The sequence below is a fragment of the Glutamicibacter protophormiae genome (assembly GCF_016894325.1).
Classification (GTDB): Bacteria; Actinomycetota; Actinomycetes; order Actinomycetales; family Micrococcaceae; genus Glutamicibacter; species Glutamicibacter protophormiae.
Map to the genome: position 1 here is coordinate 3,572,626 of NZ_CP069806.1, position 12,881 is coordinate 3,585,506.

General features: G+C 67.1%; 14 protein-coding genes. 5 read left to right on the forward strand and 9 right to left on the reverse strand.

The features are described from left to right. Positions 1–3: 3 nt before the first annotated feature. The 7 genes from JQN66_RS16650 to JQN66_RS16680 all read right to left on the reverse strand — a co-directional run bounded on the left by JQN66_RS16650 (position 4) and on the right by JQN66_RS16680 (position 7,317). The gene (locus tag JQN66_RS16650; protein ID WP_204676011.1) at positions 4–252 is read right to left on the reverse strand and encodes a hypothetical protein; all 249 of its coding nucleotides are present in this window, start codon (positions 250–252) and stop codon (positions 4–6) included. A 638-nt stretch (positions 253–890) separates the two neighbouring features. Continuing rightward, the gene (locus JQN66_RS16655) at positions 891–2,192 is read right to left on the reverse strand and encodes a TetR/AcrR family transcriptional regulator (protein ID WP_204676012.1); all 1,302 of its coding nucleotides are present in this window, start codon (positions 2,190–2,192) and stop codon (positions 891–893) included. 208 nt (positions 2,193–2,400) lie between these two features. Beyond that, positions 2,401–3,780 carry a cytochrome b/b6 domain-containing protein gene (locus JQN66_RS18535; RefSeq protein WP_239464067.1) on the reverse strand — a complete coding sequence of 460 codons (1,380 nt, stop codon included), beginning with the start codon at positions 3,778–3,780 and terminating at the stop codon, positions 2,401–2,403. Beyond that, positions 3,780–4,769 (reverse strand): electron transfer flavoprotein subunit alpha/FixB family protein, encoded by a 990-nt coding sequence (locus tag JQN66_RS16665; protein WP_204676013.1) that lies wholly within the window; start codon positions 4,767–4,769, stop codon positions 3,780–3,782. The genes JQN66_RS18535 and JQN66_RS16665 overlap by 1 nt, the downstream gene beginning before the upstream one ends. Before the next feature lies 1 nt (position 4,770). Further along, positions 4,771–5,556, reverse strand: coding sequence for an electron transfer flavoprotein subunit beta/FixA family protein (locus JQN66_RS16670; RefSeq protein WP_188948057.1), 786 nt, complete (start codon positions 5,554–5,556; stop codon positions 4,771–4,773). A gap of 55 nt (positions 5,557–5,611) precedes the next feature. Next, positions 5,612–6,418 (reverse strand): MaoC/PaaZ C-terminal domain-containing protein, encoded by an 807-nt coding sequence (locus JQN66_RS16675; RefSeq protein ID WP_204676014.1) that lies wholly within the window; start codon positions 6,416–6,418, stop codon positions 5,612–5,614. Beyond that, positions 6,415–7,317 (reverse strand): SDR family oxidoreductase, encoded by a 903-nt coding sequence (locus JQN66_RS16680; protein ID WP_204676015.1) that lies wholly within the window; start codon positions 7,315–7,317, stop codon positions 6,415–6,417. Before JQN66_RS16680 ends, JQN66_RS16675 begins: the two co-directional genes overlap by 4 nt. A 106-nt stretch (positions 7,318–7,423) precedes the next feature. Between JQN66_RS16680 and JQN66_RS16685 the strand changes: the two genes are divergently transcribed. From JQN66_RS16685 to JQN66_RS16705, 5 genes are all read left to right on the forward strand, one after another. Continuing rightward, positions 7,424–8,170 (forward strand): enoyl-CoA hydratase family protein, encoded by a 747-nt coding sequence (locus tag JQN66_RS16685; protein WP_204676016.1) that lies wholly within the window; start codon positions 7,424–7,426, stop codon positions 8,168–8,170. A gap of 2 nt (positions 8,171–8,172) precedes the next feature. Then, positions 8,173–9,018 (forward strand): CoA transferase subunit A, encoded by an 846-nt coding sequence (locus tag JQN66_RS16690; protein ID WP_204676017.1) that lies wholly within the window; start codon positions 8,173–8,175, stop codon positions 9,016–9,018. Further along, on the forward strand, positions 9,011–9,775 hold the full coding sequence (locus JQN66_RS16695; RefSeq protein ID WP_204676018.1) for a CoA-transferase subunit beta: 765 nt from the start codon (positions 9,011–9,013) through the stop codon (positions 9,773–9,775). The genes JQN66_RS16690 and JQN66_RS16695 overlap by 8 nt, the downstream gene beginning before the upstream one ends. Next, a complete protein-coding gene (locus JQN66_RS16700) occupies positions 9,772–10,863 on the forward strand; it encodes an NAD(P)H-dependent flavin oxidoreductase (RefSeq protein WP_204676019.1) in 1,092 nt (363 codons plus the stop codon). Before JQN66_RS16695 ends, JQN66_RS16700 begins: the two co-directional genes overlap by 4 nt. A gap of 472 nt (positions 10,864–11,335) precedes the next feature. Beyond that, positions 11,336–11,776, forward strand: a complete 441-nt coding sequence (locus tag JQN66_RS16705) for a hypothetical protein (protein WP_204676020.1) — start codon at positions 11,336–11,338, stop codon at positions 11,774–11,776. A 146-nt stretch (positions 11,777–11,922) separates the two neighbouring features. Here JQN66_RS16705 and JQN66_RS16710 read toward each other — a convergent pair whose 3' ends face one another. Both JQN66_RS16710 and JQN66_RS16715 read right to left on the reverse strand, forming a co-directional pair. Next, the gene (locus JQN66_RS16710) at positions 11,923–12,201 is read right to left on the reverse strand and encodes a hypothetical protein (RefSeq protein ID WP_204676021.1); all 279 of its coding nucleotides are present in this window, start codon (positions 12,199–12,201) and stop codon (positions 11,923–11,925) included. Positions 12,202–12,355: 154 nt separating this feature from the next. Continuing rightward, entirely contained in the window at positions 12,356–12,805 is a 450-nt protein-coding gene (locus tag JQN66_RS16715; RefSeq protein ID WP_239464068.1) for a MarR family winged helix-turn-helix transcriptional regulator, read from the reverse strand. Between the last annotated feature and the right edge of the window lie 76 nt (positions 12,806–12,881).

Here is a 12,881-nt window from a genome sequence, read left to right on the forward strand (position 1 = left end):
ACGCTATGAGTCTTCCCGGTCTGCCGAGTAAGACTCGATGCTTCCGCTCTCGGCCTCACGGTGCACGGTGTCGAGCAAATTCTGGACATCAGCTACCCGGCCGTCCCAATATGAGGCATCCAGTCCGAAACCGAGTTTTGCATCGGCTGCCAGTTTTCTTAAGCCGTCGCGGTGCGCTTCCAGCGCACTGGTGAGATCGTCCAGCTGGTCGTTCGTGAGCGACAAGTGGATGTCTTTGCGCCGGTTAGTCATGATCTCCTCGGTACTCCAATAGATTCATGTCCCTTTGACCTTGCGCCCTATCTGGTTTTAGAATCGTGGGCTCTTGGTTGCCTTGGATCAGTCCGTGGGCAGGATCGCAACGGCAGCCAGCTTTTCGTTCCATGCTGATAGCTCGACGGGGAATATGAACATTCTCCCATTGAGTATAAACGTCTTCAATAAGTCACTGCATATCAACAGATTTCCGCGCTGTCATATTTTGCGATCAGTTTTCAGCTCACTTGGTGCTTTGCAGCAATTCACTCGTCCTTGAAATACGACCAAATGAACTGGCGAATGATTCCGCGATCCCCGAGCCTTGGATAGTCTTTTGCTTCCTTGCGGATCAGCGGATGTTTTATTCGCGTTTTCCAGAGCCGCGCCCTTGCGGCCCACACAGCGTGAGGCTCCGGAGAAAGCTTCTTGGCCATGGCTTGGTGGCGGGACCCTGAACCGTGTCATTTTCCTGAGTAATTTTAGGGGCGAGGCATCGGGTGGCCCGGAAGGCGCAAAGAAATGGGCGGCAACCCGGAAGTTTCCCCGGCACAGCGGGGATCAGACCTACGCAGCAATTCCTCTTCAAAGCCTAAAACTTGCTGGTATTGAAAACATGGTTCAGGCTCAGAGCCTCACGCCGCTTGGGCTCCCCGCTGTGCAATCTGCACGATGGCATTGCTGATCAACGTAGCCAAAAGCTGTGGGTCGTAAAACTGGTCCACCACCCGGCGTCCGATCAGCATCCCGTCGAGCAGGCGGAACAGGCAGATGGCGACATCCTGGGCGTGGCGGCGCAGCGGCCCGGATTCGGGGCCCAGTAGTGAGGAGAACCAGTCGACGGTCGCTTCGAAGGTCTCCTGCAAGACTCCTTCAAGTTCGTTGCGGCCGGCATGGACATGCTCGGCGCGTTGCAAAAGCAACAGCAGGCTCATCGGCACCGCGCCCTGGCCGTGCTCCGTGCCTTTCAGGGACGGCAAAATGAACGTGCGCACCTGCTCGGCCCAGTGCTCGCCTGGCGGCAGGGCGAATTCCTTCTCGCGCAGCTGCTTCCAGCCGGCGCACGCGTTGGAGATGACGGTGGACAGCAGCTCCTCCTTGTCCTTGAATGACCAATACAGGGAGCTGGCGGGAAGCCCTGCCCGCTCGCAGACCTTGGCGATGCTCACCCCGTCGTATCCCGACTGCCCGATAACCTCCTGCGTCGCGCGCAAGATGGCCTCGCGGCCCGACTCGGCGTCATCGGCGCAGGCCACGAGCGTCATCTGCGGTGGGGTCGGGGTGGATGGCGTCAGGTTGCTGGTTTCAGCTAAGGTCACCAGCTGTGCAGCCACGGCGTCCAGCGCCGCGGCGACCATCTTGGTCAGCCGGGCGGTGTCGGTAGTCCGCGGTCCGCGAAGCTTCAGGAAACTGCTTTCGCGTTCGGCGACCGTGAAGTTTCCCATGAGGCGAGCGGCTTCCCGCCGCTGCGGCATGTTTTCCGGTAGCGTTCGTTCCCACCAGTCCGCCGTCCACTCGATGCCTTCGGCGCGGATCTGCAAGAACCTGTCGCGGGCCGGTATCGGTTCTTCGGGCTTGGTCAGCGCAAGCTGCAGTCCTACGCGCCAGTACCCCATCTCCCCTTCGCCATTGGGCGAGTGCATAAGCTGCGAATAGAGATCGTTGGCGCGCGAGGAGGAGGGAGGGGTATCCAGCCAGTTCGGCAGCCGCTGGGCCTGGGAACGGTAGGCGTGTTCCAGGGCGGCCGCAACCAGTTCCTCTTTGCCTGAATAGTGCCAGTAGATGGAACTTGCCGATACGTTGCAGGCTCTGCGCACCATGCTGAGGCTGGTTCCCGCATATCCGTGGACCGCGACCAGCCGCATGGTCTTTTCAAGAATTCTGGTTCGGGTTTCTTCGCCCTGCAGGTTCTTTCGTTCTGTCTTGCGCTGTGCCAAACGTCTACTCGTTTCTCAATCCTGCCCGGTCCCCAACCCGAAATGATGGACTCTCGATATTAAAGTGAACCCCGCGCGCCGCAACTCTGCAAGGGCAGTCCCACTTTCACACCCACAAGAATCAGTTATCGGCTTGCCATTCCGCCGGCAACAGCAAAGGACCGCCCCGTCGCTGATAAGCGAGGAGCGGTCCTTCCAAGTGCGTCGGCTAGCGTCCGACCTTGCCGAACAGCGAGGCCAGCGGGGCCAGCAGGATCGGCCGGGCGGCGAACCAGCCGCCGACGATGACCAGCAGCGAGGCGAAGAAGATCCAGAATCCAGTCCAGTTCACCGCGTCCTGCGCCGCGTACATGTGGTTCAGGTTGCGCAGCGCCCCGGTGGAGAAGACCAGTGCCACGTGCACCACAATGAATGCCACGAAGTAGAACATCACCGGCAGGTGGATCGTCCGTGCGACCTCGATCGGGTAGGCGCGCGACAGCTTCTCGGCCTTCGACGGCCATGCTCCGGACATCCGGAATCCCGTGGCCGCAGCCAGCGGCGCGGCCAAGAAGATGGTCGTGAAGTAGGCCAGCACCTGCAGGCTGTTGTAGTTCACCCAGCCATTCTCGGTCGGCCAGTCCAGGGACAGGTACTGCAGGGCCGCCGAGAGCGCGTTCGGGAAGACTTCCCAGCTGGTGGGCACCACTCGCATCCACTGCCCGGTAGTCAGCAGCAGGATGACGAACACCGCGCCGTTGACCAGCCAGAGGATGTCCAGGAACTGGTGGAACCACAGGTTGATGCTGATCTTCTTGGGGTTCTTGCCGAACTTCGCGGTCCAGCTCGCCGGCGGCCGGCGCTGGGTGCGCACCTGCCAACCCGAACGGATGATCAGCACCATCAGGAAGATGTTGAAGAAGTGCTGCCAGCCCATCCAGGCAGGAAGCCCCACCGGGGCGCCCTCGGGCAGGTGGGTCTCCCCCGGGTACCGGGTGAGGAATTCCTGCACCGATTCCATTCCGACCAGCCAACGGGCCAGCAGCACTGCGGCGCCCAGGAGCACCAGCAGGCCCGCGGCCAGCAGCACGGTCTTGCCGATTGCGGTGGCCCACAGCTTGGCCAGCGCTCCGGGCGGGGCCGGAGCCGGTTTGGCTGGTGCCGCAGTGGCCGCGGCTGCGGCCTGCACCTTCGGGGCCGCGGCTTCTGGCTTGGCAGGGGCTGGCGCATCCGCCGCAGCCGGGGCGGCGGCCGCCGGCGCTTGAGACGCAGCCGGCGCGCTTGCGGCCCCGGGACGCGGAAGCCCGCGGCGCCCGGTCGCCGCGGCGGGCGCGGCAGCTACCGGTTCGGCCACCGGTTCGGCCTCGACCGCCGCAGCGGAGGCAGCTGGCTGCCCCGGAGCTGCTTGGGCCACGGACGATTCGGCAGCCGCTGGTGCGGCCCCCGGCCGCGGCAGCCCGCGGCGCACGCCGGTCGAGGCGGCCGGCGCCGAGGCCGAGGTCGAGGCGGCGGGTTCAGCTGCCTGCTGCGGCGGTTCGTTCTCCTGCACCGGTGCCGGCGGCGGCGCCTGGGCCGCCCCCGGGGTGCGCGGTAGTCCCTGCCGTGCCATTAGTTCGCCCGCTTTCCTTCGATGGCCTCGACCAGCTGCGGGACCACGGTGAACAGGTCGCCGACCACGCCGAAGTCAGCGACGTCGAAGATCGGGGCTTCCGGGTCCTTGTTGATGGCGATGATGGTCTTGGAGGTCTGCATGCCGGCCCGGTGCTGGATGGCGCCGGAGATGCCCAGCGCGATGTACAGCTGCGGTGCCACGGTGACACCGGTCTGGCCCACCTGCATGGTCTGCGGCACGTAGCCTGCGTCCACCGCGGCGCGGGAAGCGCCGATGGCGCCGCCCAGGGCGTCGGCCAGCGACTCGACCAGGGAGAAGTTCTCTCCCGAGCCCAGGCCGCGTCCGCCCGAGACCACGATGTCCGCTCCGCGCAGGTCGGGGCGCGAGGACTCGATGACCGCCTCTTCGCGGGAGGTGGCCACCGCATCCGGCGCTCCGGATGGCTGCACGGCCAGCGGTTCAAGCTGGACCGGCTGCGCCTGGGCGCGGGCCTCGCTGGATCCCTGCCGCAGGGTGACGACCAGGGCTCCGGTGCTCGCGGCCGAGTCGACCAGGTAGGCGCCGCCGTACACGGAGTGGTGCGCGATGATGCCTTCCTCGTCGCGGTCGATGCCCACGGTGTCCACGGCCAGCGCCAGGCTGGCGCGGGCGGCGAAGCGCGCTGCGGCGTCGCGTCCGCGGATCGAGTTCGGGGCCAGCACGGCTTCGGGCTGCACCTGCGCGTAGGCGGCGGCCAGCGCGTCGACCAGCGGCGCGATGACCTCGGTGCCGAAGGCCTCGGAGCCGGCGACCAGCACGCGCTGCGCGCCCAGCTCGGCCAGCTCGCCGGCCAGGCGCTCGGCCTGTCCGGACGGCGCAACGGCCAGCGCCACGGCGCTGCCTACCGAGGCGGCCGCGCCGAGCAGTTCCGCCGCGCCCGCGCGCAGCTGCCCTTCAGGCGAGGTGTCCACCAGGACCAGAATCGGGTTCCCGGAATTGCTGCTCATCTTAATGCCCCTTGATCAGTTGGTTCTTGGCCAGGAATTCGGCGATCTGCTCGCCGGCGTTGCCTTCGTCGACGATCCGCGTGCCGGCGCTGCGCGCCGGACGGGCGGCGGCGGAGATCACGATGGACCGCGCGTCCTCCTCGCCCGGCGCCAGGCCCAGGGCCTGCAGGTCCAGGGTGTCGAACGGCTTCTTCTTGGCGGCCATGATGCCCTTGAAGTTCGGGAAGCGGGCATCCGGCAGCGCCTCGGTGATCGAGATGACCGCCGGCAGGTCGGCGCTGGCGTCGTAGCGCTCCACGTCGGTGTTGACGCGCCCGGCGACGGTCAGCTCGTCGATCTGCACGCTGGACAGCGCCGCCAGCCCGGCCACGCCGAGCAGTTCCGCCAGCATCGACGGCAGTGCGCCGCCTCCGCCGTCGGTGGAGACGTTCCCGGCGATGACCAGGTCGAAGCCGATCTGCTTGGCCGCGGCGGCGATCACCTGGGCGGTCAGCGTCAAATCCGCGCCGAGCAGCGCCGGATCCTGCACGTGCACCGCGCGGTCCGCGCCCATGGCCAGTCCCTTGCGCAGGGTGGTCGGCAGGCTGCCTTCCGGGCCCACGCTCAGCAGCACCACTTCGGTGCCCGGCTGCGCCTCGCGATGGCGCAACGCCACCTCCAGCGCGCGCTCGGTGATCTCGTCGAGCACCGGCTCGGCCTCCGTGCGCTTCAGCAGCCCGGTTTCCAGATCTATGGTGCGTTCACCGTAGGTATCCGGGACTTCCTTCATCAAGACGATGATTCTCATGTGTTCCCTCTTTCAGCTTCCGTGGCGCTGCCCGCGCCCCGGTCTTCGGCACTGCTCAGCCGAAGACCGCCAGTCCGTCGGCAATTACCGTCCGGTCGGCCACTGCGGCCTCGAATCGTCCGTTGTCCCAGGTCTTGACCTCGATGCGGTCCCCGGGGAAAACCACCCCGGAGAAGCGCCCGCCGAATTCTGTCAGGTCCGCCGGGTGCGCCCCGGCCAGGTCTGCCAGCGGCAGCGTGGTCGCGGCCAGGGAGGCCAGCCCGTGCAGGATCGGACGGTCCTGCCCGATGCGCGCGGCGGCCTGCGGGTCGATGTGGATATGGTGCTTGTCCCCCAGCAGCCGGTACAAGGCCGCCTGGTTCTCGGCGCTCTGCACGCTGGCGGTTCCCACGGGCGGCGTGTCCGGGGCGGCGGCGCGGCCCGGGCCGCGCTCGCCGTTGAAACCGCCGAAGCCGGGGGCGAAAATCTGCCAGGTGGCCTGGAAGTAGTCGCATTCGACGATGACGTTGAAGACGGCCGCGCCGCCCTTGTCCCAGACCTCGCCCACCCGGGCGTTCAGCGCCAGTTCCCCGCTGCGCGGCAGCGGCTTGGAAACCAGCAGCTCCTGCGCGCCGTGCACGGCGCGGTTGTCGAAGGCTCCGCGGTCGGCCAGCACGTCCGGGGCCCACTGGGCCAGAGTCAGGCCGAAGGACGGCAGCACGCGCAGCCGGTCCTCGAAGACCAGGTCCAGGTCCGCGGGCTTGGCGCCGACGGCGAGCGCGTACAGGATCGCCTGGTCAGCGGTGTAGCCGACGGTTTTCTCCCCCAGATGCTGGCCGGCCCAGGCGCCGGCGGTCATCGGGTCGACTGCCGCGGCGCTCATGATCCGTACACCGGTTCCGGGACGGCGGCCTGGGCCAGCAGCTGCTCGATCTGGGTGCCGACGGCGGCGGCGTCCCAGCGCGCTCCGGCGTCGACCTGCGGGCCGTGGTTCCAGCCTTCCTCGATGCATACGCGGCCGCCTTCGACCTCGATGACGCGTCCGGTGACTTCGCTGCCGGCGCTGGCCAGCCAGGCCACGACCGGGGAGACGTTGGCCGGGTTCATGGCGTCGAAGCCCTCTTCCGGGGCGGCCATGGTCTCGCCGAAGGCGTCCTCGGTCATGCGGGTGCGGGCGGCCGGGGCGATGGCGTTCACGTTCACGCCATAGCGGGCCAGCTCGTGGGCGGCGACCAGGGTCAGGCCGGTGATGCCGGCCTTGGCGGCCGAGTAGCTGGCCTGCCCGACGCTGCCCTTCAGGCCTGCGCCGGAGGTGGTGTTGATGACGCGGGCCTGCGGGGTGCGTCCGGCCTTGGCCTCGTCGCGCCAGTACTTCGAGGCGTGGCGCAGCGGGGCGAAGTGGCCCTTGAGGTGCACGCGGATCACCGCGTCCCATTCCTCTTCGGTGGTGTTCACCAGCATGCGGTCGCGCACGAAGCCGGCGTTGTTGACCAGGATGTCCAGCCGGCCGTAGGTGTCGATGGCCTGCTGCACCATGGCGCCGGCCTGCTCGAAGTTCGCCACATCGGCGCCGTTGGCCACTGCCTGGCCGCCCGCCGTGCGGATCGTCGCCACGACTTCGTGGGCCGGATTCGCCGGGTCGATGGCGCCGCCGAGGGTGGTGCCGAAGTCGTTGACCACGACCATCGCTCCCTGGCGGGCCAGTTCTAGTGCATGTTCGCGTCCGAGTCCGCGGCCTGCGCCGGTCACGATGGCGACGCGGCCACTCAAAATGCCAGTCATGGGCTATTCCTTTCGTCGATGTGGTGCTTATGGATTGCCAGTGTACCTGAAACCAAGCAAGTGCTAGGGTAACAAACAAGCAAACGTTAGGTACAGGGAGATCCCAATGTCGATTACTTCAGCAATGCACTCCAACGGAGTCCGCGTCATCACCATGAACTACCCGCCGGTCAACGCCCTTCCGGTCGCCGGATGGTTCGGCGTCGCCGACGCCATGAACGAAGCCACCAAGGACGCCAAGACCCGCGCGGTCATCCTGCGCGCCGAGGGCCGCGGCTTCAACGCCGGCGTGGACATCAAGGAAATGCAGTCCACCGAGGACTTCAACGCCATCCTCGGCGCCAACCGCGGCTGCTTCGCCGCGTTCAAGTCCATCTACGAATGCGCGGTCCCGGTCATCGCCGCGGTCAACGGCTTCTGCCTGGGCGGCGGCGTGGGTCTGGTGGGCAACTCGGATACCATCGTCGCCAGCGACACCGCCTACTTCGGCGTGCCGGAGGTGGACCGCGGCGCCCTGGGCGCGGCGACCCACCTGGCCCGCCTGGTGCCGGCCCACATGCTGCGCACCTTGTACTTCACCAGCAAGAACATCAGCGCCCAGCGCCTGGCCGAGCTGGGTTCCGTGGCGGAGGTCGTCAGCGCCGACAAGCTGGACGAGACCGCGTTCTCCTACGCCAACGAAATCGCGGCCAAGGATCCGCGCGTCATCCGCGCGGCCAAGGAGGCGCTGAACTGCATCGACCCGATCGACGTGAACCGCAGCTACCGCTTCGAGCAGGGCTTCACCTTCGAGCTGAACCTCGGCGGCGTCTCCGACGAGCTGCGCGACGACTTCGTCGCCACCGGAGCCTAGCCATGTCCGGCAAGGTCATTGACGCCGCGGCGCTGGGCGGACTGTTCGAGGACGGGATGACCATCGGAATCGGCGGCTGGGGCTCCCGGCGCAAGCCCATGGCCCTGGTCGCCGCGCTGGTGCGCTCCGGGGCCAGGGACCTGCGCATCGTCAGCTTCGGCGGCCCGGACGTGGGCACGCTGTGCGCCACCGGGCAGGTGCGCGAGGTCGTCCACGGGTTCGTCACCCTGGATTCGATCGCCGTGGACCCGCACTTCGCGGCCGCCCGGCAATCCGGGGCCATTGCCACCACGGAGCTGGACGAGTCCATGCTGGTCTCCGGGCTGCGCGCGGCCGGCCGGCGGCTGCCCTTCGAGGTGACCCGCACCGGGCTGGGCTCTGACGTGCTGACCGTCAACCCGCAGATCCGCACCATCACCTCCCCCTACGAGGACGGGGAAACGCTGGTGGCCATGCCGGCGGTGCCGCTGGATCTGGCGCTCATCCACCTGAACCGCGCCGACGCGCTGGGCAACGGGCAGTGCCTGGGCCCGGACCCCTACGTGGACGACCTGTTCGCCCGGGCCGCGGCACGCACCATCCTCAGCGCCGAATCCGTGGTCGGCACCCGCGAACTGACCGAGGGTGCGCACCCTGCCACGCTGCTGCTGAACCGCACCATGGTGGACCACGTGTTCGAGGCCCCCGGCGGGGCCCACTTCACCACCTGCCTGCCGGACTACCCGCGCAATGAGGAACTGCAGCGCGAATACGCCCGAGCCGCCTCCGATCCCGCACTGTGGGAGCGGTACCGCGCCGGGCATCTGGACAATGAGAACATCTGGCGGAAGGAGGCCCTGAATGCCTGAGACCCTTGGCGCCACCCGCGCGGACATCGCCGTGGCCGCCTGCAGCGACCTGTTCCGCGGCCAGCGCGACATCCTGGCCAGCCCGGCCGGCGTGATTCCCACGCTCGGCGCCCGGCTGGCGGCGCTGACCCATGCCCCGTCGCTCATGCTCAGCGACGGCGAATCCACGATCTACGGGGACGTCCCCGCCCTGGGCGAAGACAGCGAGTACAGCGCCGGCTACCTGCCCTACCGCGAGCTGTTCGAGCTGATCGCCGCCGGCAAGCGCCACGTGGTGATGGGCGGCGCGCAGATCGACCGCGAAGGCAACCACAACTTCTCCGCCATCGGGGACCACTTCCAGCCGCACCGCCAGCTGCTGGGGTCCCGGGCCGCGGCCACCAACACCGTCAACCACGCCACCAGCTACTGGATCGCCCGGCAGTCCAAGCGCAGCTTCGTGCAGGACGTCGACTTCGTGACCGGCGTGGGGGCGAACCGCGCCCGGGCCGCAGGAACCGGCGCGGCGCGCTTCCACCACGTGCACCGGGTGGTCACCAACCTCGCCGTCTACGACTTCAGCGGGCCGGGCGGCACCATGGCGCTGCTCAGCCTGCACCCGGGCGCCAGCCTGGACGAGGTCCTGGACGCGACCGGTTTCGACCTGCACGTGCCCGAATCGATCCCGGCTACCCGACTGCCCGACAAGCAGGAGCTAGAACTGATCCGCGAGGTCCTGGACCCCGCCAACCGCAGAGAACAAGAGGTCCGCCCTTGAGCACCACCAACCGCATCCGCACCTCGCTGACCGAACTCACCGGGATCCAGCACCCCGTGGTGCAGACCGGCATGGGATGGGTTGCCGGCCCGAGCCTGGTGACCGCCACCGCAGAAGCCGGCGGCCTGGGCATCCTCGCCTCCGCAACCATGACCTACGACGAGCTTGAGAAGGCCATCGTGGAGACCAAGTCCCGCACCGACAAGCCCTTCGGCGTCAACCTGCGCGCCGACGCCGCGGACGCCATGGACCGGGTGAACCTGCTGGTCAAGTACGGCGTGAAGGTGGCATCCTTCGCGCTGGCACCCAAGCGCGAGCTGATCGACAAGCTCAAGGAAAACGACGCGGTGGTCATCCCCTCGGTCGGCCTGCCGCGCCACGCGGAAAAGGTCGCTTCCTGGGGCGCCGACGCGGTGATGATCCAGGGCGGCGAGGGCGGCGGGCACACCGGCGCCACCCCGACGACCCTGCTGCTGCCGACCGTGCTGGACGCGGTGGACATCCCGGTGATCGCCGCCGGCGGTTTCTTCGACGGGCGCGGCCTGGCCGCGGCCCTGGCCTACGGGGCGGCCGGTATCGGCATGGGCACCCGTTTCCTGCTCACCAGCGACAGCGCAGTGCCCGAGCACATCAAGCAGCGCTACCTTGAGTTCGGGCTGGACGGCACCGTGGTCACCACGAAGGCCGACGGCATGCCGCACCGCCTGCTGCGCACCGAGTTCATCGACGGCCTGGAGTCCGGATCGCCGCTGGGCCGGCTGCTGGGCACCGCGCGCCGCACCCTGCAGTTCAAGGAGCTGTCCGGGCAGTCCTGGCTGGGCCTGGCCCGCGACGGGCTGAGCATGAAGCGCAGCACCGGACGCAGCTGGGGCCAGATGATGCTCGCCGCCAACACCCCGATGCTGCTCAAGGCAGGTCTGGTCAACGGCGATACGCAGGCCGGCATGCTGGCCTCCGGACAAGTCGTCGGCGCGATCGAGGACCTGCCGACCTGCGAGCAGCTCGTGGACCGCATCATCGACGAGGCCGTCGAGCGCCTCTCGGTGGTTCCGGGCTTCGTGCAGATCAGCAAGGACGCCGTCTCCTAGACCCGGCTTGCAGGCCACGCCGGCCGCCGTGCGGGCAGCGGGAATCCGCTGCCCGCACGGCTGCTTTCCATGCATCCGCGGCCCGCCGCGCCACCGCCGGCCCCGCTCCGGCCGCCCGAGACTGAAGAAACGCTGATAGCCCTTGCGCCGCGCGGACTACGCCGACAACCTGTCGTTGCGCCCCGGGCGCCGCCGCGATAAGCGTTCTGATTAGGCGTTTTGCCCAGCGGGATCGCGTTCTTGAAAAGCGTCCGCGGCGCAGGAGCAACCGAACCGGCCGCGCGCCTGCGGAGGGCGGCTTGGAAGTTGATCCGAATTTCCGTCACTCCATGCCGGCCAATGCCGCATCACGTAGAGTTGAAAAGACACTGTGCAGCATCATGAGTCCTCCCTGCAAATGGACGACGCTGATGCGCGCACCGTGACTGATGGGGACACTCGGAAAGTTACGAACAAGGTGGAGGTAGTACAGATGCCAGGACGTATTGTCAGGACGGAAACTGCTGAGCGTGTCACAGAGCTGCTGGGTTCCCGGGAGGGACGCCAGCACCTCAGCGCCCACGGATGGGTTCAGAACATGCCGGTGGTCATGACAGCGGCGAAGGAATCCGCCAACGACGTCATGGGCCTCGTTTCGATGCATGGGCGAGCTGTCCTCGTCGCAATGATCGATCCCCAGTCCAGCGAGCTCAAGCTGATTCATGTTTCCATGCCGAACCAGGCGCTGAAGCCCGTGGAGGTTGAAGCCGAAGAGACCCGGATCCGTTCACTTTTCCAGCGGGCCGCCCGAGAAGGGTCGACCACCTTCCGGGTCAAGTACTGGGAGCACAGCGCGGTGGCGCACCCGATTCCGAGCTTCCAGCCGGCCTCGGCATCCACGCCGACGGGCCGCCCGCAAAGGCTCGCCGTCTAGGAACGCTTCCCGCGGGACGCGTCCGCGGCCGGCCAGCACGAGGGCCGCTCCATCACCGGATGGAGCGGCCCTCGCGCTGCGCCCCTGCGCTCCGGAACAACCCCGCCGCTCGCGGAGCTGGGAGCCTCTTCAGCCACCGCCATCCGCTACGGCCGGGGAAAGTTGCGCGAAGGTTTCTCCGAGGCGCCCTTGATGCTTTCAGCGCTCTCCCCCTCGGCCAAACGGCGCACCGCGTCCAGCAAATTCTGGACTTCACCGGCCCGTTCCGTCCAATAGCCGGCGCCCAGCCCAAACCCGTTGGAGGCTTCGCCCGCCAGTCGCCGCAAGCCGTCACGGTGGTCTTCCAATGCGGTCGTGAGGTCGTCATATTGATCTGTCGTCAGGGACAGGGACAGGTCGTAGTTTTTGCGCTCGCCATCATTCATCGTGAACTCCTCGCTGCTCAAAATACTCAACGGTCGTCCCGAGACTACGCTTGGTTACGTTCGACTTCGACGCAACTAAGGATTCATTCAGACTTCACACATGCTTTACCGTTCGCCAAGCCGGAGCAGCTCGGGAAACCGGCAAGGCCAGGCCTCAGCTCAAGTTCTTGGCATCACGGAAGTGCTCGATCGCCCCGTTATAGCGACGCAGCAGCTCGGCAAAGGTATTGACGTCCTCGACGGACCAGTCGGACGTGATGGCATCCAGGTCGCGGATATATCCCTTGCGGACCGTTTCAAGCAGGGCACGGCCATGCGAGGTCATGATCAGCTTGCGCGCGGCGCTTCCGCTGGGATCCATGCTCCGCTCCAGCAGTCCGTCGCGCACGACCGCGGTCACCTGGCGTTGCAGGGTGGACACGTCCAGGCGAAGCGCTGCGCTCAATTCGGCGATTGTCATCGGCCCGCGGGCATCGATCTGGCTGAGGAGCAGATAGGCGCTGCGGTCCAATCCGTTTCCGCCGCGGTGCTGCGCCACGAAGTAGCGGCTAAGTAGCATCTGCTCGTACTCGATATCTGCCGTGCGTCGCTTGATGATATTCACGCCCTTTCAGGTCTTCCATAGTACCCCTCAATGTGTATTATGAATACTGTATGTATCTTACACATCCCCCTGAAAG